A 26,756-nucleotide genomic window follows, 5' to 3' on the forward strand; every position below is an offset into this window, starting at 1 on the left:
ATGGGTGAGGCCCCCGTTCCTTCCGTTGGGCTCAATGAGTCGGCGAAGCAGGCCCTGGAAAATTTCACCGGGATGCGGTTGCACCGGTCGAATCTGCCGATGTTGGCGTACGACATGAACGCGCTGGAGGTGCACGCGGATCGGGCGCGGACCCTGTTGGTTCCGGAGCTGATCCAGACGATCAAGGCGGTTCGGGCGGCGGGAGAGGGCGAGGTCTACGACCGGTTCGTGGCGCAAACCGCTCCGTTCGTGGAAATGCTGGACCGGGTCGCCGATCTGAAGGTCAACCTGGCCCAGGCGATGCGGGGCTTCCTCAACCAGATGGAGCTGACGGATCGCCAGGCGCTGGTCATGTTCATCTTCATGATGACCGAGCTGGCGGTCGCGTTCGCGATGGCGTTCTTCCTGCCGGCGCAGGCGGCGGCGCACATCGTGAAGACCCGGACGATCATCCAGACGATCCTGCGGTCGTCGATAATGCGGTCGGCGGCGAGCAGCACGGCGATCCAGATGTTGTTCATGCCGGGGTCGTCGCTGTTGGCGCAGATCAGCATGCTGGCTGATGGTCTGATGCCGGGGATCGACTGGGCGCAGGTCGGTAAGCAGGCGTTGTACGGGTTGGCGGTGGCGGGTGTCACCACGGCGGCCTCGCCGGCGTTGGCCCGGTTCGCCGGTGCCGTGGGTGGTGGTCTGGCGCACCTCGGGGTGTCGGGTTCCACGCGTGACCTGTTGACCAGCCTGATGATGGTGCCGGTGTCGGAAGTCGGCATGGAGGTGGTCGGCGGTATCGGTGCCAGCTACATCGTCGACGGGCATTACGACACGGGCAGTCTCGGGCCGGACGCGATCTCCGGGGCGTTGTCGGGGTCGGGTGAGTTGGCCGCGACCGGGGCCGGGATGGGTGCGCGTCGTGGCGCGGTGGGTTTGGGGTTCAACCCGACCCGGCCCCGGTGGCGGATGCCGGATGGTGTCGGCTTCACCGCCGACGGCAGGCCGGTCGCGCCGCTGCCGCCGCCCATCCCGGTCACCCCGGACCCGTCCGCGTATCAGCCGGAGGTCGGCGATCCGGCGGGTGCGGGCTCCGGCGGGCCGGCCCCGGTGCCCGTCCCGCCGGTGCCGGCACCGTCGCTGTCGGCACCGGCGCCAGTGGCGCCTGAGCCGGTGCCGCCGGTACCGGCGTGGTCGGCGCCGGCCCTGTCCGTGCCGTCGTGGTCGATGCCGGACCTGCCGGTGCCGTCGTGGTCCGTGCCGAACTTCTCGGTGCCGACGGTGCCGGTGGTGCCGGTGCCGGAGTGGGTCGCGGTCGCCGGCGCGCCGGCGGTGGAGCAGTGGCAGCGGTTCCAGCAGGAACTGGTGGACCGCTACGGTGGGCTGCTCGCCGGGACGGGGCAGGCGCGGCAGTTCCTGGCCGCGCTTCCCGTGCCGGTCGAGCAGGTCTTCACCGAGTGGGCCGACGCCCGGCAGAACGACCCGACCGTCCCCGCCTTCCTGTCCCAGATCGGCCTGCCCGCCACCGCGCTCACCGAGCAGTACCTGCTCGGTGTCCGGGACCAGGCCGTCGCCCGCATCACCGAAGCCCTCGCGGGGCAGATCCCGGCGGGCGGGCAGATCCCGGCGGCGATACGCCCGGAACTGGTCGTCGCCGCGCTGCCGGCGGAGTTCGACCGGCAGGCGTTGCGTTCGGCCGTGCACCTGGCCGCCCAGCACCACATCGATCAGTACCTCACCACCGGCACACCGACGCCCGTCACCCTGCAAGGCGGACTGGTCCTGCCAGGGGCCGTTCAGGTGCCGGGGACCGCTGGTGTGCCGGGCGGTGCCGCGCTGCCGACGGCCGTCGGTACGCCGGGAGCCCCGGGCCTGCCGGGCGGCGCTGGAGTTCCGGGCGGCGCTGGCGTGCCGGGGGCTCCCGGGGCGGCGGTGCCGTCGGACGCCGTGCGCGCCGCGGTCGCGCGTGACGTGCGGGCCCACGTGGACCGCAGCCTCGACGCGATCCTCGGCACCACCCCACCACTCACCGCACCACTCACCGTGCCGCCCGCCGTGCCGTCGGCTGCGGTGGCCAGTCCGGGCGCCGCGCAGGTCAACGCCGTGGCGGACGTGGTCCGGCAGGTCGTCACCGACCTACCCGCCCGCTTCACGGCCGCGGTCATCCCCGACACCACCGGACCGGACACCACCCCAGCCAGCACGGACACCCCGGCAAACCGGCGCACCGATGTGCCGACGGTGCCGGTGACCCCGGAGCAGCACACCGCAGCAGCGGCCAAACTGGCAGACGCCCAGTTCGCTGACCTGGCCAAGAAGTACGGCGTCGAGCCGGCCAACCACGACACCCTCGCCGGATCCTTCCGGCAGGACTGGGTCGACGGGTACCACCAGGTACTCGCCCAGGCCACCGCCACCCCCGGCACGCCGGATATGCCCGGCGCGGCAGGCACGTCCGGAGTGCCGGCCACGCCCAGCGTGCCGGCCACGCCGGGCGCGCCGGATGCGGCCGGCGTCCGCGGTACGGTGCCGGGTGGCGTTGCCCCTCGGACCGACGGCACGCCGAACCATGACGGCGCCAGCGACCGGATATCGGTCAGTGAACTCTCCGTCTCCAGCGACGATGTCTTCAGCCGCGACAGCAGCTTCAACGACACCATGACGGTCAGTGACCTCTCCTCGTCGGACGAGCTGACCAGCCGCGACGACGCCATGACGGTCAGCGACCTCTCCTCGCTGGACGAGCCGATCAGCCGCGACCCGGTCAAACGCGACGTCATCGACGGGGATTCGGTCAGCGGCGGCTCGTCGCTCGACGAGTCGGACAATGGTGAGGCGGCCAAGCGCGAATTCAGGGACACGGACCCGTTCAGGGACGCCTCCTCGCGGGACGGGTTGATCAGCGGCGACCCGGTCGGGCGCGATGTCGGCGGCAGGGATTCGTTCAGTAACGTGTCCTCGCTGGACGAGCCGGTCGGTGGTGACCCGGGCGGACGCCGCGAGCCGGCCAGCACGGCACCGGAGCCGGCGGTCGTGGCCACCGGGCAGCCCGTCGTGGCGGCCGGGCAGCCCATCTCGGCGGCCGAGTCCGCGCGGCGGGTCGCTGACTGGGTCGACCAGACGCCGGTGGGCCCCGACAGCAGCCGCGACCCGTGGTGGTGGTGCGTGCAGGCCACCCTCGACGCCTTCACCACCGCCTACGGACGGCCCGGCAACCGGGCGGTCCTCGACGACCGGATCCTCGGGCCCGACGGCCGACTCGCACCCACCACCGGCTGGCCGCAGCTCCTGGACATCCTCGACGCGACACCCGAGCGCGTCGCTCACCCCGACGGAGTCACCCCGGAGGACGTGCTCGCCGCGCTGCGGGCGGTACCGGGATCGATGGTCGTGGTCAGGGCCGCATCACCCAACGAGCCGCAACACGTCTTCGCCCTCCACAGCCAGCCACAACCATCCGGACCGCCGACGATCAAGGTGCGCGACGGCCTGGTGCCCGGTGCCGAGGACCGACCCGAACCGACCGACCCGCTACGCGACCCGTGGCTCCGGCACCTGTTCGCATCGAGCACCCGACTCGCCGCGTTCGACAGCACCGGGCGAGCCACCACGATCGCCGACCTCCTTCCCGACCCCACCACCGCGCACCCGCAGCCGACCACCACGACCAGCATCGACCCCAGCGCCATCCTGCTCGCCTCCACCACCCCGCCACGCGGCCCGTCCCAGGCGATGCAGGCGGACGCCACCTCCCCCGGGCAGCCGTCCGACCCGGCGGAGATGGACGATGCGCCTGGCACCGGCCCGGAGTTTGTTGGTCTGGGATTCCACGACGCGCATCCGGATCTGAGCGGGCTGGATCTGCGCACACCACCGCCAAAGGTCGAACCGGACTGGGAGCCGGCGTGGGGTGTCGATCCGGTCGAGTCGGACCTGCTGGCAGGAGGGGAATCACCGGCGTCCGACATGGACGGGGAAACGCCGAGGGGCGCCGAGCTGCTCGACCCCTCGGATCCGCTGGCGGAGATGGACGATGCGCCTGGCACCGGCCCGGAGTTTGTTGATCTGGGATTCCAAGACGCGCACCCGGATCTGAGCGGGCTGAATCTGAACACGCCGGCGGAGCTCCCCGAGGGCTGGGAGCCGCCGGGGGCTGTCGATCCGGTCGAGTCGGACCTGCTGGCAGGAGGGGAATCACCGGCGTCCGACATGGACGGGGAAACGCCGAGGGGCGCCGAGCCGGTCGACCCCTCGGATCCGCTGGCATCGGAGTTCGGCACCGATTGGCTGGCGGAAGCCGACCTGAACAACCCCTGGGAGCCGCTGGAAGAGTTTTCCGGCGTCGATTGGCGGGCGGAGTCCGGCCAGGTCGACTATTGGGATTCGCCGGCGTTGGTCGATTCGCCGGCACCGGTGTCCGACGTCGATCGGCTGGCTGAACCCGAACAGGTCGAGTCGGACGTGCCGGCAGGGGTCGATTCACCGACGTCCGAGGACGGGGAGCCGCCGGCGGGTACCGGCCCGGTCGACTCCGGGAGTCCGTGGGCGGAGATTCGTATGCCAGCATCGGTGGGTGGCACCTCTTGGCTGGCGGATGCCGACCCGCGCCGAGCCGTGCAGCTGCTGGCAACGTGGGACCAGCAGGATTTGGCGGGTGATTTCGGGACCCTGCCGGAGAACGCCGCACCAATCGGGCCGGACCCGGGGTCGAGTGGGGCACCGGGGGTCGGTGGGGCCGGGGGGGTCCCGGAGGGCTGGAAGCGGACCGTGGCTTCGGCGATCGAGCAGTTGTCGGCCGTGGGAACCCGTGGTGAGGCGGATGGAGTCCGCGATGTCGCGACGGAGTTCGCGCAGTGGACGCGCGACGTGCTCGGGGTCGATCTCTTGGCTGACCCTCCGAAGCCGGACGACTTCTACGACGCGGTGTTGCTTCGCTTCGACGAGAAGTTGGAGGCTGCGGGGGTCGATCGCAGCGTTTCTGGGCTGCGCGCGTGGGTGGCCCGCGAGTTGGCCGCTGATCTTCGCCGGGGTGGCGAGTCGGAGTTCAGCAAGTTGCTTCCGTATCCGGAGGTCATGTCCGAGCGGCGACGGGAGGATCTGCACCGGCAATGGCTCAACAAGATCGCGCTCCACAGGTCCGGCGATTTCGACGTTGCGCATGTGGTTCCGCATGTCATCGCTTCGCGGTTGTCACTGTCGATGCGGATCCACCATTTGTTCGGTGCTCCGTATGACATCGGCCCGGAGTCCCGTGCTGGCATCCGGTATCCGGTCGTGTTCCACAAGGGCGCTTACCACCTCGGCCAGCTGCCTGACCCGGCAGATGTCGAACGCGCTCGCCGCATCGCTGAGGGTTTCCCTCGGGCAGAGGTATCCGAAGACGAGCAGCGGCGACTGGATCGACTGTTCGTCGATGCACGTGATCTGCTGTTGGCGAGGATCGCGGAGGCGGAGAACAGCCCCCATCCGACCAACTCCGACCGGTGGCCCGTCCTGCGGGAGACCTTTCACCGTCAACTTGCGGTCATCCGTCACCATCCCGACTCTCCCTACAACAAAAAGGCTCGGGAACTCGCTGACCACGTCCATCACCTTCGGAGGCTCCTCACTGCCGGCGCATGGGAGTCCGGGAACCGGCAGAACCTGGAAAACCAGTTCACCATCCACCTGCCCGTCTCCGTCGACGCAGGCATCGGGAGGTACCGGGATTCGCGCCTCGGGGGGTACCGGCATTTGCGCATATGGTTGGGCCCCGGGCAGTCGATTGCCGTTGATGTCGATCGGATGGCTGTCCCGGGCGATTTGATCGCTGTTCATTTCGGCAAGGTCGGCGGAGTGGGCACCGGATTTGCTGAAGTCTCGTACACCCCGGCTGACGGCACCGAAGTCCACTCTCGTCGAGGAATCGGCCGCAGTCTGGACGACTCGGAGCTGGCCAGGCTGAGGAGCAGGGCGGTCGACAAGGTGTGGGAGGTTGACCGTCCGCCACTGGTGCGCGATTTCTACACGACGACGCCCGTGCAACCCAACGGGGAATTGGGCGTGGGGCTCGGCCAAGTTGACCGCGGCCAGCGTCTCGTGAAGCCGACGATCCCGTCGGCCCCGGTGGTCGGCGGACTCCCGCCCGTTCTCTTCAGGGAGCTGAAGGAGACCCGGCTTCTGATCGGGTATTCCCGGGACGGCGGCCGACCCACTGCCAGCGTGGAAGCACCGGCCGGGAAGAACGTCAAAGGTCAGCCCCTGTACCTGGAATTGTCCAAACCTGCCGTCACTCGATCCGACGTCGAGCGGCTGCGGAAGAAAGCACGGTGGGAACCGGAGAATCGGTGGGCTCTTTCCGAGCAGATGTCCTTCGATGTCGTGTTGCAGCGGAAATCGAGTCGCCCTGGGGTATCGTCGATTGTTGCCGCGTTGGGTCCATTGTCCATCGAGGTCAGGGGTAAGGGTCGGGCCAGGACTTTGGACGGGGCGGAGGTGGATCTCTCCCCGGGGACGTCGGTCACCGTGTCCGTGGGGAAGTGGCCGGGGCAGGGGGAGGACGAAACGGGTGTCGCCGGCACCATTCCTGTCGTGGTCCGCGCGCCGTTGGTCGACGGGACCGGACACGTCTACCGGCTCTTCGACACCGGTATGGACAACGAGCGCTTTTACGACCTGACAAGCGAGATCAACGCGGCCCCGCCGGAAGTGCGGGAGGTTCCGAGGCGGACTCAGGTGCCGGCGGTAGGTAGGTCCGGTGTTCCGAGGGGCTGGACGCGGACCGTGGCTTCGGCGATCGAGCAGTTGTCGGCCGTGGGAACCCGTGGTGAGGCGGGTGGAGTCCGCGATGTCGAGGCGGAGTTCGCGCAGTGGACGCGCGACGTGCTCGGGATCAGTCTCTCGGCTGGCCTTCCGAAGCCGAACGACTTCTACGACGCGGTGTTGGCTCGCTTCGACGAGAAGTTGAAGACTGCGGGGGTCGATCGCAGCGTTTCTGGGCTGCGCGCGTGGGTGGCCCGCGAGTTGGCCGCTGATCTTCGCCGGGATGGCGAGTCGGAGTTCAGCAGGTTGCTTCCGTATCCGGAGGTCATGTCCGAGCGGCGACGGGAGGATCTGCACCGGCAATGGCTCAACAAGATCGCGAACCACAAGTCCGGCCATGACGACGTTGCGCACGTGGTTCCGCGCGTCATCGCTTCGCGGTTGTCACTGTCGATGCGGATCCACCATTTGTTCGGTGCTCCGTATGACATCGGCCCGGAGTCCCGTGCTGGCATCCGGTATCCGGTCGTGTTCCACAAGGGCGCTTACTACCTCGGCCAGCTGCCTGACCCGGCAGATGTCGAACACGCTCGCCGCATCGCTGAGGGTTTCCCTCGGACCGAGGTATCCGAAGACGAGCAGCGGCGACTTGATCGACTGTTCGTCGATGCCCGCGATCTGCTGTGGGCGAGGATCGCGGAGGCGGAGAACAACCCCCATCCAACCAACTCCAAGCACTGGCCCCTCCTGCGGGAAACACTTCAGCGTGAGCTCGCGGTCATCCATCGTGAACGCCCCGACTATCCGCACAACAGGAAAGCCCAGGAACTCGAACTTCTCGCATACCGCCATTACATCGAGCACCTTCGTGCGGATCCTCGATGGAAGGAAGAAACGACGGACTTCCGTCACCAATTCACGCTCGACATCGGTGCCAAGCGACCAAAGGATGATAAGCAGCTGGAGCTGAGCGTGCTGCTGGACGGCAGAACCGTATCTATGGGTATCGGCCGAGTGGCCGAGCGGGGCGACCGGATTCCTGTTCATTTCGGGGCGAGAGGCGAAGAAAACATCGCTTTTGCGGAATTCCGGTATACCGACGCGAACAACGGCACCGACAGGATCCTCTACCGGGAACTCGGACGCAAATTCAGCAACGATGACCTGCGCGAGTTGAGGGTGAAGGCAGCCGGCCGCGTGTGGGACCTTCACCACCGGCCGCTGTCGAACGACCACTATCAGGTGACATTGCCTCTATTGGGACGCGGGATTTTTGGCGGTAGCTACGGCGACCCGGCGGCCCCGAGGAACGACAGACAGATCACGGTCCCACACGTCCCGGTGGTCGGCGGGCTTCCGCCTGTCCTCTACGCCGAGCTGAACGGCCGTCTCATCCTCACGTATGCCGAGGACGGTCGACCCACTGCGGTCGTGGTAGCGCCGGCCGAGAAGAACGTCACAGGACTGCCCCTCTACCTGGAATTGGGTAAGCCCGCCCTCGTCGTCGACGACATCAAGCGCCTGCGCAAGGACGCGCTGTGGGAACCGGAGGATCGGTGGGCTCTCTCCGAGCGGATGTCTTTCGAAGTCCTATTGGAGCAGGGGAAATGGACGCCCGGTCCGCTGCCCATCGCGGTCGGCGGTCCTGACTCGGCCAGGACGTTGGCCGGGGCGGAGGTGGATCTCTCTCCGGGGACATCGGTCACCCTGTCGGTGGGGCAGTGGCAGGGGCGGGTCGGGGCGGATGTCGCCGGCACCATTCCTGTCGTGGTCCGTGCGCCGTTGGTCGACGGGTCCGGACACGTCTACCGGCTCCTTGACACGGGTGTGGACAACGAGCGCTTCGACGACCTGAAACGCGACATCACCGAGGCGCTGACAAACCCGGGGTCGGTTGCGGCGATGCTGGCGGGAAGATCCGACGATGCGGCGCGGGGCTTGGCGGAGGCGAACCTTGTAACGTTGGGCTCCCTGCCGGCGGTGGTTGCCACGACGATCGAACAGTTGTCAGCCGTGGGCAACCTCGACCACGACAACTTCGTGCGGTGGGCGGGCGAGGCGTTCGGACTCGATCTCACGCGAGCGAGACCGGGCAACTTCTACGAATCGGTTTTCCGCACCTTCAGTGAGCAGTTTGCGGACTTGGGGATCAACCGTCAAAGACTGCGCGAATGGACGGCCAGCAGCTTGGCCGCCGATCTCCGTCTGGGTGACGCGTCGGAGTTTCGGCGTTTGCTTCCGTATCCGGAGGGCGTGTCCGAGCAGCGACGAGAGGACCTGCACCGACAGTGGGTCGGCAAAATCGCGTACAGCGGCGGCGGCGATCACGACGTCGCGCATGTGGCTGTCCATGTCCTGGCCCGGCTCATACCCCAGTCGGTGCGCATTTACCAACCGTTCGACGCCCCGTACGACATTGGCCCGGGGTCCGATTCCACCAAGCTGCCAGTTGTCTTCTACAATGGCGCCTACCACCTCGTCCGGCCTGCTGATCCAGACGATGCTGACCTCGCCGCCAGAATCGCCAGGGGTCCCGAGCGGACGCCAATACCGGAAGGTGAGAAGCGGCGACTGGATGGATTGTTCGACCAGACGCTCGGTATGCTGCTGACGCGAATCGACGCGGTGGAAGAAAAACTCCGAACGGCCGGCAAGCACTGGCCCGTCCAGCGGGAAATACTAGAACGTAAGCTTGCGGTCATCCGTCAAGGGGTCCGCGGGGTAGATCTCGCCGAGCGGCAACGCCCCGAATCGCCCCGGCAGCAGGCCGACACCCTGGCGGAATACCACCGGTACCTCAACAGGATTATCCGGGCCAGCACGGCCGGCCTCTGGAGAGGAGAGGACCCAAGGCCGCAGCGAGGTCGGGTCACCCTCCACGTCCACGCCACCCACGACGGTGAATCGCAGGCAACGGCGTTGGTTTATGTGGGAGACCAAACCCTGCGTATCCCCACTCTGAATACTGTCGCCATGCCGGGCGACCGGATCTCCCTCGATTTCGGGATGGACGGTGAAGAGGTCTTCGCTGTTGCCAGAATTCCCTACCGGGCGACCGACGGAACCGAGGAATTTATCTACCGGGACTTTTCTACGGACTTTACTCCGGCAGACCTGGATACTCTGAATGCGCGGGCAGTGGATGCCCGTTGGCGGAAAGTGGACTCGGCCCTCAGCCAGTTGACGAACACGAGAACCCAAAAAGAGTCGGCATTCAAGCGTTGGGCGTACGAGGTTTTCCGCATCGGTCGCGCGGAGAGCGGCGCGGAGCCGCTCGACGCTTTCTACGGGACGGTGTTGGACACCCATCGGGAACGGTTGGCGCAGTCGGGCGTCACCACCGTGGCGGGACTGGGCGTGCTGGTGGCCCGCCACCTGGACGCCGACCTCCGCCGGGGTGAGCAGTCGATGTTCAGAGCACTTCTCCCCTATCCGGAGGACATGTCCGAGCAGCGACGGGAGACGCTGCACCAGGACCTGCTCAACAAACTCCTACACCGCCAGCCGGGCTATCCCGACGTCGTGCACGTGGTTCCCCACATCGTGGCCTGGGGCTTGGGTCTGCCGATGGCGATCCACCACCCGTACGGTGTCCCGTACGTCATCGGTCCACCGTCCGATGACGGTGAGGTCCCGCAACCGGTCGTCTGGTTCGACGGCGCCTACTATCTCGCCCAGCCTCGTGACCCACACGATGCCCGCATCGCCGAGGGTTTCCCGTCACCCGCAGCCCTCACCGAACTGCGCCGACTGGACGTGGTGTTCGACCAGGCGCTCGAGGTGCTGGAAACCGAAGTCGACACGGCGGAACAGAACACGGCGGTCGACCACTGGCCGCTCCTGCGGGACACCTTCCACCGGAACGTCGCGGCTATCAGCCAACGCCCCCGCTCCCCCCAGGGGCTCGCCGACGTACTCGAAGAACACCTCCGATACCGCGACGCCCTCCGCGAGGAGAGCACCTGGGAAGACGAGAACCGTTGGAACCTGCAAGACCCGTTCACCATCCCCGTCCTCGTCGAGGACATCGCGGGTCGTCCAACTCTTCGGCTCCGGCTTGACGGGGGCGACACGATCCTCGGATATGCCGATCGAGTCGCCGTCCCGGGCGACAGGGTCGCTGTCGATTTCGCAAAGGTTGACGGCGAGGGTATCGGTATCGCCAGAATCCCGTACACCGCGCCCGACGGCACCGAGAGGTTCGCCTACAAGGAGATCGCCCACAGGTTCACCGACAGCGAGCTGGCCGAACTGTGGAGCACGGCAGCCGGCTCAGTGTGGGAGACCGTCGACCGGTGGACGTTCGGCAATGTCTACCACATCACGGCGCCGGTGAGCGAAAGCGGAACCTTTGACATCACCTTCGGCGGCCAGCGAGTCACGCTCCCACCCGTCGAGATGGCCGACGGACTTCCGCCGGTCATCGCCGCCGAACTGAGGGAGGGGCGTTTCCGGCTCGGATACGGCATGGATAGCCGACCCCTGGCGGTCCTGGAAGCACCGGCCGGAAGGAACGGCACCGGAGCGCCCCTGTACCTGGAGTTGTCCTCGCCGGCCCCCACCGCCTACGACATCGAGCAGCTGCGCTCGATGGCGCTGTGGGAACCAGCCGAGCCAGCGGCGCTTCTTGACGAAGTATCCATCGATCTCGTCATGCAAGAGGACATGCGCACGCCAAACCCGCTGCCGCTCATGCTCGGCGATGACAACTCGGGCAGGACGCTGGACGGGCAGGAGGTGGATCTCTCTGCTGGGACGGAGGTCGCCCTGCGGGTCGGCCGATTCCTCCGGATGGAGGAGTCGAACGTCGTCACGAGCATCTTCGCCGCCGTCAAGGCGCCGTTGGCCGACCAGTCCGGATACGCCTACCGGCTCATCGACACGAACCTGCCGAACGAGTGGTTCGACGAGTTCAAGACGCAGTGGGAGACGACCGACAGCGGCAAACGTCCGGCCGCGCCGGCATGGCCTGCGGGGCCACTCGAGAAGCGTCCGCGTACCGGGGGGTCGTCGTTGCCTGGGGGGCCGGCGGCGTTCGAGTGGGCTGGTGCGGCTTCGGTTGATGCGGAGGTTGGGTCGTCGGGGTGGGCGGCTGGGGTGGAGCCGTCGGTGGTGCGGGTTGATGGTGGTTGGCGTGTGTCGTATCGCAGTGTGGAGGGTTTGCCTTCGTGGGGCGAGATGACGCGGGTGTATTCGGATCGGTTTACGTGGCGGGGTTCGGAGCCGTTGCGGTTTGTGGAGACGCCGGGGGAGGGGCGTCCGTTCCGGGTGGAGACGGCGGGGGAGGACGCGGGGGTTCGGGTCCACGTCGATCATTGGGTGCATCGTGGGTCGGGGAAGGTGGTGTTCCGTCTTCGGTTGGAGCCCGACGCGAACGTGGTGGAGGGTTCCATCCTGCGCACGTTGCGTGCGGTTGAGCAGTGGGTGGTGCAGACCAACGAGCGGGTGCGGCCGGAGGGCGGGCCGCAGACGCAGGCGGTGGCGGTGGTGTTCGATCCGGGCGCGGAGACGGTGGTTCGGCTCAGCCCCTACGGCAGTGACCTGCGGGACAGTGATCGTGTTTGGGTCAGCGAGGATGGCTCGGCGGGTCGGATCACCCAGTTGCACTGGCTCGCGGAGCTTCCGTCCCGCGCCTACGGGCATGAGTTGAAGCATTTCGCTGGGGTGCCGCACGATGGTTCGCCGGGTGATCTGCTCAGGACGTCCAGGACTGTGGGTGACGATCATCTGCACGAGCCGGGGTTCACCGCCTGGGAACTCGACCAGATCCGGGCTACGGCCGCTTCGTACGTCGCTCCCACGGACGCGCCCCAACCGGTTCTGGTCCCGCTCGGCGTGCCCCGCGACGGTCGCGACCTGTTGTCCGCGTTCGTCGCCTCCGAACCGGCCGTGGTCCGCACCGCGCTGGACGCGGGGCTGCCGGCGGACCTGCGGGAGTTCCTGTCCGATCCGGCCGGGGTGCGGGCCGCTGTCGCCGAATCGGTGCGTACCGGAGTGCCGCAGGGGTCCGAGCTCGGTCGGGTCACCGAGTTGTTGCGGGACCACGTGTCGGACTATCTGGCGGAGAACGCGTGGCGGTTGCCGGCGGACGTGACCGCGCAGCGGCTCGCCTTCCGGGAGCAACACGAGCGGGACGTGGCGGCGCTGAGCCCCGACCAGGCGCTGCGGCGCGTCGGTGAACTCGTGGACGCCGGTCTCCTGGACCCGGACACCGCGCGGGCACGTCTCGACGAGATGCGGGCCAATCCGGCGGACGCCGGCCGTCACCTGCTCGAGGTGTTGACCGACCCCGATCGCCAGCTCGACTCCGGGGAACTGGCCGCGGTGAAGGCAGCCGTGCTCGACTGGGCGAACCTGTCGAACAGCCCGGCCGGCCGGTTCCTGGCAGCGCTGCTGGCCCACGCGACCGGTGCCCGGATGCAGGTCTCCCAGGTCGCCCCGGACGGGGTGCGGCCGGTGGGCGTGTACGGCCCGACCGGGGGCACCCCGGTCAACCTGGCCCGATCGGCCGCCGACCCGGAGCGACCGGGCGTCCACTTCGACGCGCTCGTGCCGGAAACCCCTGCGGCGGTCGAGCCGTCGGCCGTACCCCCGCAGCAGCTCGCGCCGACCCCGCAACCGCCGGCCACGGCCGCCGACGACGGTCGACAGCAGGTCGTCCCGCTGGCCGCCTCCCCGGACGCGCCGCTGGTCCTGATGGCCGAGGGGCTGCCGGACGACCTGCGGCTCCAGCGCGCGGTGGGTGGTGTGCTGCTGCACGACACGGACACCGCACCCGGCCCGATCAGCTCGCGGGTGTTGCCCCCGACCGGCCCCGGCCCGGCCATCCTGCTGCACTCCTCGGTGCTCGACCCGGACCGTCTCGGCACCGCGCTGGCCGGGATGCGGACGCAGGACGCCACCATGGCCGTCCTGCACTGGCCGCAGGACCAGCCGGTCAGCGTGGCCCGGGCGCTGGAAATCACCGCGCAGGGGCTGGGGCCGCAGTCCTCGGCCATGTTGTCGGTGCCCCGGTCGGCGCTGCGGGACCGGCCGACGCCCAGCCCGCAGATCGTCCCGCTGGACGCCAACGGCGAGGTGACCTTCTTCAGCGGGCGGCCCGAGCGGTACCTCTTCCTGCCCGAGGTCACCGGCGCACCTCGCCGGCCCGCCCCGTACGGCCTGCCCGAGCAGTCGCCCGGCGTGTACGGGCTCGGCGACGGCTGGGTGGTCTGGGACGGCGGTAGCCACCTGTGGATCGGGCCGGCGACCGAGTTGGACGGGGCGCGGCGGTTGCTGCCGGACACCGGTGGCTGGCTGGCCGAGCCGGTGGTCTTCCTGGGCTGGGCAGCGACTGCGCTGCCGGTCGAGGTGGGTCACCGGGTCGGTCGGATCTTCGGGGGCATGCCCGCTGCCGCGCCGACGCACCTGATCACCTCCGGGATGGGGCTGGACCGGCGTACTCTCGTCCCGTCGGATCTGTCCGGCCTGCCGGCTGGCGTCCAGTTGAGCCACGTTCCGGGTGGGGTGCTCGCCCACGCCGGTCCACGGCCGCCGGCCGGTGCCACGACCCTGAACTGGTCCGACCTGACCAGCCCGGACCGGCCCCGGCTGGTGGTGGACGAGTCGGTCGGCGACCCGGTCGCCGTCGTGGAGGCCGTTGATCGAGGGCTTCCTTCGGGTGCCGGCCCGCTCCAGGTGTTCGTCGCGCCACCGGCCGCCGGTACTTCGGGCACGTCGTCCGGTGCGGTGGACGCTGCCCGGGTGGCGGAGGTGTTGCGGGAACGGTTCGGCGGGCGGCTGGAACTGGTGCTGCCGGTCTCGGTGGTGGGCCGGCAGCCGGCCGGTGCCGACGAGCTGATCCCGGTCGACGCCCGGGGGCAGGAGACCTTCCCGGCCGCCGCGCACGCCTGGCGGGTGCCGCTGCGTCCGGCACCGCCCCGGCAGCCGGGGCCGCTGGGCCTGCGACCGGCTGCCACCGACGGGTACGAGGTGTACCGGGGTTGGACGGTCCGGGAGCAGACCGGGGTCGTCCTGTTCGCGCAGAACGGCACCAGCCCGAACACGCTGTCGCCCGACGCCCTGGCGGCCCCCGCGAGCGGGGTGGCCGTGGTGGTCCAGTCCCGGGGTGGTCCCATCCCGCGCGAGGTGGCCGACACGGTCGCCCGGCTGCTGTCCGGTGTTCCCGAGGCCGACCGGGACGTCCGGGTCTTCGGTAACGCGACCAGCGCCGGACCGGCCGCACCCGATCCCGACGGGTCGTCCGCGTCGGCTCCGGCGCGGCCGGCCACGCCGGACCGGCGGGCGCTGGCGCTCGGCGATCCCAAGGCCAACCTGCCGGACGTCGACCGTATCGAGCAGGGACTGCGCGCCGAGGTGGCCCGTCGGGGCGTCACCGTGCGGGACAACGAGTGGGAACAGTTGCGTGAGCGGCTGCTCAACAACTACCCGCAGTTGGTCTCCGCGGACGGGCACCTGTTCACGCTGGGTGGCATCGAGGTGCGGGCCCGCCTGCGGCCGGAGGACCCGCAGCTGGTGTCGAACCCGGCCGGCTCGTTCGACACGGAGACGCCCGGTCCGTCGCTGGACGACACCGAGGGCCGGACGAGCGAGAACGGCCGTTTCCACGCCAACCAGTTCACCCAGGGTGTCTTCCAGACCGGTGCGCACAGCCAGTCCGACGGCACCACCACGCGGGCGATGCGGTTGCGGGGTGGCTTCAACGTCGACGTGCCGCTCGGCCCGATGACCCACTGGGGACCCAACTTCAACGCCACCCTCAACAAGGTCGACCAGAAGTCCGCCTACCTCATCGACGCCGAGAAGGGCCGGGTGTTCGACACCCGCGCGGATTCGACGTTCTACTCGTACGAGCCGGGGTGGTTGATCGAGGCACGCGGCGACGGGCAGCCGTGGCAGGCGGTGGAGGTGCCGGAGCCGGCGGACGGGCAGGAGGCCGCCCGGCTGGTGGTGGCGATCCCCGACCACCTGCTGGAGAACGCCGGCGAGCAGGTGGTCGCCGGCCTGCCCGAGCACCTGCGGGACAACCTGACGCGGGTGCCGGAGCTCTTCTCCGCCAGCAACATCACCGGTCTCAACGAGCTGTACGACCACATCATCGACCGGCTGCGCGCCGACGGCTTCGACATGTCCATCGAGAGCCCGATGCGCAACGAGTTGCAGCGCAAGCTGTGGAACATGGAGACGCACTTCGACGAGGCGGTGAACAACCGGCGTACGCCGGAGACGGACGGCGACGCCGGCGCGCTGACCCGGGGCTTCGCGTTCACGTTGCACGACGACGGGAACGCGGCGGCCAGCATCCGGGTGTACGGCCGTCGTCTCGGCGGCTCCGTGCAGGTGGGCCTCGGCGGCGGCTCCACGCGGGTGGGCGCCAGCAGCGACAAGGCCCACATCGAGCAGGTGCGTACCGGCATCGTGGGGCAGGGCGGCGAGTTCACCCTCGGGCAGTCCGCCGGGGTGTCCTTCGGTGGCGCGGTGGACCTGCCGTTGGCCCGGCGTCTCGACAATCCACAGGCGTACAAGGAGAACACCAAGCTCGGTCTCTCCGCCCGTGCGGGGATGAGCTGGACCAGCAACGACGGTGGTGGCGTCACGGTGGCGTCGCTGAACGTCGTGGTCGGCCGGTACACCGGTCAGACCGTCGGCCACGAGGTGCCCTTCGAGTGGCACGCCGAGGTGTCCACCTCCCGCCGCCCGCGCGAGTGGCCGCATCCGACGCCGGTGGTGAACGGGTCGGCGGTGCTCCGGATGTCCGAGCCGGACGCCTTCGACTACGGGTTCAGCGTCGACGCCGACGCCTTCGCCCCCGATCCCGTCCCCGGACTGGCGGACGGTGACCTGGCGGTGGTGCCCGCAGGCGGACGACCGCGGTCGGTGCCGCACGACCAGTGGCGGCCGAGGTTGCGCAACACCGGCGTGCACCCGGAGGACACCGGCGGCAACCTGCTGCCGCGGCACGTCATCCAGGGGCGGGGTCTGCTGGGTCAGGCCCTGCCGAGGATCGACAAGCCGGCGGTGCGGCGGCTCCGGGCCGGTCTCATGGAGGTGCTGGCCGGTGAGGGGTTCCTTCCGGCGGACGGGGACCGGCCGTGGGCGCACGGGGAGCAGAACCGGCCGGCGACGCCGGATCCCGGTACGCCCCTGGAGGAACGGCCGCTGCTGGGTCGGATGGTCGACGGGGCGCGGGACGTCTACGACGAGGTCGTCCACCGCGACACCGACGCCACGATCGACAACCTGGACCTGTTCAACAAGATGGTCAGCGGCGACGGCCTGGAGTCGCACTTCGACTCGCTCGTCCAGGACGGCGCCGCGCTCGTCGACGACCCGGACGCGCCCGCCCCGGAGGCGGGCATGTCCTTCACCCTGAACACTTGGCGCAACGCGGTGAAACTTACCGCCGAGGTGACCGTCTTCGCGATCCCCCGGATCACCGCGGACGTGGACGCGGACGGCAACTCGGTGCACTTCGAACGGCTCAGCGACGAGGTGAGCACGGTCACCCTCGGGATGTCGCTCGGCATCGCCGGCCAGGGCGCGAGCGGCAACCAGGGCTGGTCGGTGGAGGGCGGGGTGAACACCGCGCTGCCGCCGAGCGTCAAGGATGTCCGGTCCGTCGGACTCCTCGGCGGGTCGGTGAGCCGCAACGTCGGCGCCGCCGAGCGGGTGACCCGGGTGGTCAACCGGCCGGAGCTGAAGGAGTACGGCGGCCGGGTGATGTTCGTCAACGCGCCGTACGACCTGGGCTACGTGGTCCGGATCAGCGACCGGGACGCCCCGATCGTCTCGCCGGAGCTGATCCCCGCCAACGTGCACGCCGCGCTGCTGAAGTTCAACTCCGACCCGGCCACCTTCAGCGAGGTGACCCCCGGCGACGTCGCACCGTCGGCGCTCCACCAGGGCATCGTGTACTTCGTCGACGCGCACGGCCTGCGCGCCGCGGCGCAGAACCAGTTGCCGCGGGACCTGACCCAGGCCGGCCGGCCGATGACCGGGCCGGTGGCCAGCCTGACCAACCACGTCACCTTCCAGGCGCGGTTCAAGGAGGCCATGCTCGGCCAGTACGGCGCGACCACCCTGGTCGAGCCCGGCTTCTGGGCGAACACCAACGCCGCGCTCTCGGTCAAGGTGCCCCGGATCCGGAGGGCGCGGTTCGTCGGCGCCACCCCGGACCAGTACGTCACCGGTCTGATCGAGCTGTACCTGGCCGAGACCGTCAACGTCGCCAACCGGTCGTTCGCGAAGGCGTTCAACCTGCCCAACATCGGCCTCAACCACAAGTTCGGCCCGCTGAACGTCAGCTTCGGCGAGTCGGCGGGCGTGCGAATCAGCGAGAGCGAGTCGGCGGAGACCAAGCGCGTCGGCGGCCTGGAGATGCTCAAACTGGCCTTCGGCCGGGGGTACGCCTTCGAGGCGGAATTCGACGCCAACGTCCGCGCCGGCGTCCGTACACAGGTCGGGTTCGTCGCCAGCCGGGTCAGCGTGCCACCCGGTGCCGACCTGCGGGGCCGCACGATGCTGTTCATCCTGCCGGAGGCGGAGGCCCTGGCGCAGTACGCGGCCGGGAAGCTGCCGGTCAGCGATGTGCAGTTGGTCGACGCGATGGGCCGGTGGTCCCGTGGTGAGCTGGTGCTCAGCGGCAACACCGTGGCGGGGTTGCTCAGCCGGTGGCGTGGCGAGCTGGCCGACCGCGTGGCCGGCGGTCTGCCCGACCTCGGCGCGTACCTGATCCAGCACCGGGTCCAGACGTGGGCGCACACGCTCGCCGACCGGCACGTGGACCTGGCCCAGCGCGGCGCGGTGCTCGACCCGCGCCGCCGCGCGCAGTTCGCCACCGAATTCGGGATCACCCTGGACCCGAACGCCAACCCGTTCAGCGCGCTGACCATGCCGCCCTACCTGACCCGCACCGGTGACCGCACGCTGGGCCACGCGGGCGTCGACGAGCTGACGCTGTTCACCGGGCCGGCGCCGGCGGACGGCGGGCCGCGCCCCACCACGACCGTGCTGGACGCCGTCCGGGAACTGGTGGACGCCGGCCGGCCCGGGCTGCTCGGAGCCAGCCACGACAACTGGCCGGGGGCGGGGAACAGCTGGGGCGTGCTGATGGTCTCGCCCGACGAGTCGGTGGTCGGCGCGCTGCCCGGCGGCCTCGAAACGCTCCAGTCCACGCTCGCCGGCCAGCGCGCCAACATCGTGTTCGCCGACATGCTGCACCGCTACAACGGCGTGTCGTTCTACCTGGTCGACCAGCGCAACCCGGTGGCGGTCCAGATGTTCAAGCTGAAGGTCTCGGGCACCTTGGGCGGCCGACCGCGGTTCACCGGCTGGCGGGCCGACTATGGCATCGAGAACTACGAGCACGCCTACGGCGCGACCGCTCGCATCATCGGGCAGGCGCTGGGCTGGAACCTGACGCCGGCCCGGTTCGGCCTCTCGGTCGACGGCGTCCCGGTGTCCACCGCCGGGTCGCTGTCGTTCGCGCCGGGAGGAGGGCGCGGCGTCAAGGGTGCCGCGCAGGTCGTCCGGGAACGCACCGTCTACGACTGGACGGGGAACTACGAAGGCGAAGACGACATCGGCCTGACCATGGAGCTCAGCCGGGTGCAGATGCACGGCTGGCAGCCGAGCTACCTGGTGAACCACGTGTTGACGGGTCTGAACAACGCGGCGGACTGGGCGTTGCACCGCGCGCCCGCCGGTTTCGCCGACTCGATCTCCCTCGCGCCGGTGGAGCCGGTGCTGACCCGTCACTACGAGGGACGGATCGACTTCAAGGTGCCCCGGGGGCTGGCCGAGGCCACCCCCGTCCCCCGGTCGCCGCAGCTGGACCTGCGCGCGCTGCCGTCGCTGCCCGGCGACGCCTACGTCAGCGGCGCCCTGGTCGACGACCTCTACCCGGCCGCCCGGCACCTCATGGGCAAAGTGCTCGGCCCGCAGGCCAACGCCCCGCTGTACCGGGGCAGTGTGGCGCTCGACGGCCTGCTGTCCCGGCTCAACGTCGACAACCACCTCTCCGAAGGGCTGGACGACGGCGGATACCTGCTCGGCTCGCACCTGTTCGTCGCCGGCGCGTCCAACAACCGGGTCGCCATGCGGATGTACGTCAAGCTGCACTCGCTGGAGATCATCAGCGAGCTCGCCACCACCGGCACCGGCCGGTACGCCAAGTTCGCGTTCACCACCTCGGCCACCCAGTCGCGCAGCCGGTGGCGGCCCAACGTCGACGTGGGGATGGCCTACGGCGCGCCGATCGGGAAGACGAACATCGGCCCGCAGGAGGACACGACGGCCACCGGCGGAATCTCCACCGGCGCGAACCGGAACGCGCCGGCCAGCCACAGCGCCACCTTCGACGACACCAAGCGGCTCGAGAACCACCTCAAGATGCAGGGGCGGACGTACCTGGTCCGGATCCGCACCCAGGCGCGTTTCGTCGCGGTCCCGCACCGGCACAGCGCGTTCGACCGCGACGCCGGCCTGGCGCCAATGGAGCCGGCGCGGTTCGAGGCCGACGACGCCCCCGGCACCGGTTGGATGAGCGGCGACGGGTATTACGAGATGTTCGCCGACGAGGTACACGAGCTCCAGCGCGCGCTCTCCGAACGGTACGACTGGAAGGCGAACAACCCGGCCGGCTGGCCCGCACCAGCGACCGACGCGCCCTCGATCGGTCTGGAGGGTCTGCTGCAACGCGCGACCCCGGCGGGCATGGCCGCCGCCCCGGTGGCCGGCCGGGTCATCGACGCCGGCACCTTCGACCCCGGCCAGGCGCCCCAGCATGTGGCCCTGCTGATCCGTGACCAGCTCGGCAACCACTACGACCAGGTCAGCCCGCTCCGGCTCACCGCCAGTGCCGGCGAGCAGACCCGCCTCCGGTACGAGGTGACCTTGGACTGGGCGGTGGGCCACCTCCAGCGGCTCAACCCCGTGCAGCAGGCCGCCGCCGGCCTCGCCGAGCTGACCGCCTGGAAGAACCGGGTCGGCAAGCTCGCGGTCGGCGCCGTGCTGCCCGCCACCGACGTGCGGCAGTTCGCCGAGCGGATCCCCCAGATCGTCGAGCGGGTGCAGGCGGTGCAGCCGCCCGGCTCCGTGCCGGTCACCCCACCGGAGGAGGTGGAGCTGCTCGCCCAGGACCCGCGCACCGTGGCCCGGGTGGTGGCGGTCGAGCTGAAGACCCACCTCGACCTGACCGTCACCGACGACCAGGGCGCGGCCAGCCGGTACCGGATCGACCCGCAGGGCTGGATCGTCGAGCTGCGGGAGGGTCCGGATGGCACGTTCGCCCCGGTCACGGCCCCCGAGGTGATCTTCGACCTGGACCGTGACCTGAAGCTGCGGGCCGACGCGGCCGGGATCCGCCTGCGGCGGCAGATGGCCCTCTACCACGAGCTGCTGGGGCGTACCCCGGTGCAGATGGACGCCGCTGCGGAGCTGGGCCCGGAGCTGGAGACGCACATCCGCCAGGCCCGCGCCGACGCCGACGACCGGGCCCGTGAGTGGATCACCGAGGGACTGCCCGCCAAACCCGCGAACCCTCTTGCCGTCCACGCCGCCCGGCACGACACCGACACCGCCCAGACGCGGGCCGGTCAGGCGCGGCGGCTGCTGGCCCCCGTCCTGCCCTCGGGATGGACTACCACCGGGCCGTTGCCGCAGGCGCCGGACCTGCTGCGCCCCGGCACCCGCGTGTGGATCACCCGCCCCCAGGGTGCCGCCGCGGCACGTGTCGACGCCGACGGCACGTACCGGCTCTACGACCCGTTCGCCCTCGGGACGGCCGAGCGGACCCTCGACGCCCAGCAGTTCCAGGACGTACTCGCCGGGGCGCCGGCCGTCACCCTGGTCGAGCCCGACGTGCTGACGAGCTGGCTCCTCCAGGACGGCAACTGGGCGGCGTCCCGGCAGTTCGCGGAGGCGAACCTCGGGACGCTGCGCGCCGACCCGACCGCGGCGCGGCTGACGCAGGACCAGCAGCAGGCCCGGCCGGCGTCACCCTCGACCGCGCCGGCCCAGCCCGACGCGGCCCAGCCCGGGACGGCCCCGGCACCCGCCGGCGATCCGGTCCTCGACCGGCACCGTGCCCTGCTCGACGCCATCCGGGCCGGACAACTGACCGCCGCGTACGACTACCTCGCCGCCGCCGACGCGACGGCCCGGCACCGAGTGCTCGCCGACGCGGTGGCCGCGGTGACACCGACCGACCCGACGGCTCCGACCGACCCGGCCGCCCCGGCCGGGCTGCGGGCCCTGGCGGACCTCGTCGACGCCGACCCCCGGGTGACCCGACCCCGGCCGGGGCCGGAGGCCGTCTCCGACGCCGGCATCCTGCGGGCCGTGGCCGACATCCTCGACCCGGCCGTCGGCGCACTGGACACCTTCCGGGCCATCGCCTCCGCCGCGTGGACCATCAACCCCCCGCAGAACTGGCCGGAGACCCTGCAAACCCTGGCCGAGCTGCCCACGGCAGCCGGCCGCGACGCGGCGACGCTGCGCGACGCGCTCGACATCATCGAGCGGCAGCGGTTGCACGGCGTCGCCGACCTGCTCGACGGCCTGAACCCGGACGACGCCGGTGCGGTCGCCGCCGCGGTGACCGCGTCCGGGGCGACCGCGACCGGCCTGGCCGACGCGTGGCGGGACGTCTCCACCGCCGCCGACCTGATCCCGGCGCTGCCCTTACCAGCCGACGCCTGGGCCGGGACGGCGGACACCCCACTGCCGCGGGCCCACGTCGTGCACCATCCGATGCCCCCGGTCACCGACGCTCTCGACCAGTGGCTCGCCGTCGGCAACTGGGACGACTCCCGCGCCTTCCTCGACGGCCACCGGGCGGACCTGCTCTCCGACCGGGCGCACAGCGCGCTTCAGATCCGCCGGGCGGGACTGCCCCACGACGTCGACCTCGCCGCCCGGGACGCGCTGCTCACCCTGGCCCGCTACGGTCACCTCGACGACGGATACCGGTACCTGCTCGGCCCCACCCCACCGGCACCGGCAGCGGCCGGGACCCCGGCCCCGCTGCCGGGGGCGCCGACCGGGCGGCAGGAGTTGCTGACCAACCTGCTGGCCCGGCCGGACGTGGCCGACCCGGCCGCCGTGTCGGCCCTCGGCTACCTGGCCGCCACCCTCGACGGTCCGGTCGACGCCGTGGACGCGGCGATCCTGCACCTGACCGCCGACGCGCTCGCCGGCCTGAACGTCGCCGATGCCGCCGTCACCACGCTGGTGCAGGACGCACGTCAGGCCCTCTCCGCGCCGCAGCGGCAACAGTGGGCCGAGACGATCCGCCACCTCGCTGACAACGCCACCGGCACCCGTGGGCCGGCACTGCGTCACCTCGCCGACCGGCTGTTCACCACGGCACCGGATCCCGCTCCGGCCCTGGACGCTTCGGACGCCCCGGATGCCGAGGTGGCCCGGGTGCGGCAGGTGACGCGGGAGCGCCTCCAGCAGGCCACCCAGGAACTCCAGCGCACCGTCGACGACCTCGACCAGGCCCGCCGGGACGAACGGGTCGCGCAGGGTGCCCGGGACGCCGCGGAGGCGTCGCTCGACGCCGCCAGGACCGCCGTCACCCGGGCCGAAGGCGAACGGGCCCGGCTCGAGGGGAACATCGACCACCTCAACCGGGCGATGCCGGAACTCGAAGCGGAGGTGACGCGACGAGAGAGGCTGGAGTCAGCGGCCCGGCAGACCGTCGACGACCCCGCCACCAGCCAGGACGAGTCACGGCGTGCCGCCGCCCGGGCAGAGCTTGACCAGGTGCGGCGGGAACTAGACGCGGCCCGGACGGCGTTGGAGAAGGCCACCAGCGACCTCCGGGACGCCGGACAGGACCTCGACCGGGTCCGCGCGGAGCTGCCGGACCTGCGCCGGCAGGTCGAGACCGCGAGCGAGGAGTTCCGGGCCCGCGACGTCTCGGCGCAGGCGCACACCAACACGGTACGGATGCTCGACGAGGCCAGGACGGTCCGCGAGGCCGCCCGGGACGCGGCGCAACAGCAGGTGGACGCGATGGCGTTGCCGGTCCCGCCGGTCCCGCGCAGCACCCCGGTCGTGGACGTGGACACGGCGTTGGCCGAGATCGCCCGCTCCGGCCACGGCCGGTCCGTCGTCCCGGAACTGGAACGCGCGGTACGCGCCGAGCACGGCGGAACGCTCCCGGCGCGCGTGGTGCTGAGCACCGACCCGACCCGGCAGGCCGACAACGCCGCGACCGCCCCGGCGGACGAGACCGCCGTACACGAACTGGACCGGGTACAACTGGCCCGGGACCTCGCCGCGACCCTGGCGGTCCCGGTCGAACTGCGGGTCGACGGCGGCACCAGCGCCGAGCCGCCGTACCTCGCCTACCCGGGTGGAGAGGTGGTGCGGCTGGACGTCACCGGCCGCCCGGAGACCCTCGACGACGCCGTACGGCGGCTGCCGCAGCGCGTCCAGGACGACCTCGCCGCCCACCGGGGCCGGCCCGACGTGAACTCCCGGCTGGAGATCCTGCACGAGGCGGAGATCGAGTCGCGGCAGGACTTCGCCACGGCCGTGGCCGCCCTGGTGGAGAACCTGAACCGACACCAGGGGTACCTGGCCCACCGGTGGGTCACCCAGGCCGTCCCGCCGGTCGACGCCGCCGGCCTACGGGCCTTGGCCGACGGCCTGGACACCACGGCCTGGCCGGAGCCCACCAGCACGCCGCCGGCCGGACCGGTGGAGACCGGCCGCCCCGACGCCGTGGCCACCGCCTGGCTGGCGTACACCCCGCAGTACCGCGCCGACATGCTCGCCGACATGCTGGACGCCGTCCCCGGGCTCGGGTTCACCGTGAGCCGGCCGACCCGTGAACTGCCGGCCGATCAGCGCCCCGGTGCCCGGGTGCTGGCCGTGGCCGGGTCCACGGCCGCTGCCGGGGTGGTCCTGCCCACCACGCAACTGCACTGGTACGAACCCGCCCGCAACCAGATCCACACCGGCAGCATGCGGATGCTCGGCACCTGGGCCAACGACCGGGCCGGCGAGGACGCCGGACCGGACGGCATCTGGTACATCGTCCTGACACCGGACGGGACCGACCGCCCCCGTGACCCGTCGCCCCTCGCGCACCACGTGGACGTGGCAGCGCGGACCACGTCGACGTCGACCCCGCCGGTCGAGCCGGCCCCTCCGGCGGACGTGGCCGGTGCGGTACGCGGTGACGTGTCGCTGCCGGGGGGCGCGGCGGCGTTCGAGTGGGCTGGAGCGGCTTCGGTTGATGCGGAGGTTGGGTCGTCGGGGTGGGCGGCTGGGGTGGAGCCGTCGGTGGTGCGGGTTGATGGTGGTTGGCGGGTGTCGTATCGCAGCATGGAGGGTTTGCCCCGCTGGGACGAGATGACGCGGGTGCATTCGGATCGGTTTACGTGGCGGGGTTCGGAGCCGTTGCGGTTTGTGGAGACGCCGGGGGAGGGGCGTCCGTTCCGGGTGGAGACGGCGGGGGAGGACGCGGGGGTTCGGGTCTTCGTCGACCATTGGGTGCATCGTGGGTCGGGGAACGTGGTGTTCCGTCTTCGGTTGGAGCCCGACGCGAACGTGGTGGAGGGTTCCATCCTGCGCACGCTGCGTGCGGTTGAGCAGTGGGTGGCGCAGACCAACGAGCGGGTGCGGCCGGAGGGCGGGCCACAGACGCAGGCGGTGGCGGTGGTGTTCGATCCGGCTGCGGAGACGGTGGTTCGGCTCAGCCCCTACGGCAGTGACCTGCGGGACAGTGATCGTGTTTGGGTCAGCGAGGATGGCTCGGCGGGTCGGATCACCCAGTTGCACTGGCTCGCGGATCTTCCGTCCCGCGCCTACGGGCATGAGTTGAAGCATTTCGCTGGGGTGCCGCACGATGGTTCGCCGGGTGATCTGCTCAGGACGTCCAGGACTGTGGGTGACGATCATCTGCATGAGCCGGGGTTCACCGCCTGGGAACTCGACCAGATCCGGGATACGGCTGCTTCGTATGTGGCTCCTACGGTCGCGCCTCGGCCGGCTGGGTCGTCCGGGTCGGGTTCGGGGTCGTCGGAGCGGGTTTCCGGTTCGCTGCCGGGCCGGCCGGCGGCGATGGAGTGGCGCCCCCCGGACGACTCCGAGGCGGACGGACAGCCGTCCGGCCCAGCGGAAGGTGACCCCTCCGGTCTTGACCCGGAGGTTTTTCCTTTGTGGGACGACCCGCTGGCCGGACTCGATCTGACCACACCGGCGGCCGGCTCGGGATGGTCGCCGTCGGGCGGGCAGAGGCCGGACTGGGAAAAGAAGGTAGCGGACGCCACCAGCTCCCTGAAGCACGCTGGAGCCGCTGCCGAGACGGCATTCGGCAAGTGGGCGAGCGAGGTGTTCGAATTCGATCCCGAAAATCTCGACTGGAGGCCGAACTACGTCTTCAACGAGTCGGTGTTGAACACCTACCGGGAAGAGTTGGAGAAGAAAGGCATCACCACCCCGGCTGGATTGAGCGGATGGCTGGCCCGCCAACTGGCCAAGGAACTCGCCCCGGGCGGATCGCCGAGGCTCAGGGAGATTCTTCCGTATCCGGATCCGGAGAACATGTCCGAGCAGCAACGAGACGCCCTGCACCGGATCTGGATCGACAAGATGGCAAACCCCCGATCCGTGGGTTACGAAGTCACCCATGTCGCTCTCCATCTGCTGGCCATGGGGTTGGACCAGCAGATGCGGGTCCACCATCCGTTCGGCGACCCGTACGACGACATCGGCCCGCCGTCCGATAACGGTGCCCTCCCACGCCCCGTCGTGTGGTGGAAGGGTGGTTACATCGTCCTCAGACCTCGTGACTCGGCCGACATCCTCGCCCGCATCGCCAGCGGCTACCGGAGGAAGTGGCCCGACCACGCACGGTCGCGATGGGGCAGCCTTTTCAGCGGGGCGCTCGGTCTGTTGAAGGACAGGATCGACACGGCGGAAGAGAATTCTCCCGGGCCTCACCGGTCCCTCCTGCGATACAAACTCGACCGCGACCTCGCGGCCATCGGTAAGCGCCCCTTTTCTCCTCG

General features: G+C 70.3%; 1 protein-coding gene (only partly in view). It reads left to right on the forward strand.

The window, feature by feature from the left end:
• A protein-coding gene (locus tag ACIBJE_RS14315) for a toxin glutamine deamidase domain-containing protein (protein WP_396748100.1) crosses the window boundary here: on the forward strand, positions 1 to 26,756 show its 5' portion. It continues 17,689 nt past the right edge of the window; the window shows 26,756 of its 44,445 coding nt (coding positions 1-26,756); it begins with the start codon at positions 1 to 3; its stop codon lies off the right edge, out of view.

The sequence above is a fragment of the Micromonospora sp. NPDC050187 genome (assembly GCF_044459745.1).
GTDB lineage: Bacteria > Actinomycetota > Actinomycetes > Mycobacteriales > Micromonosporaceae > Micromonospora.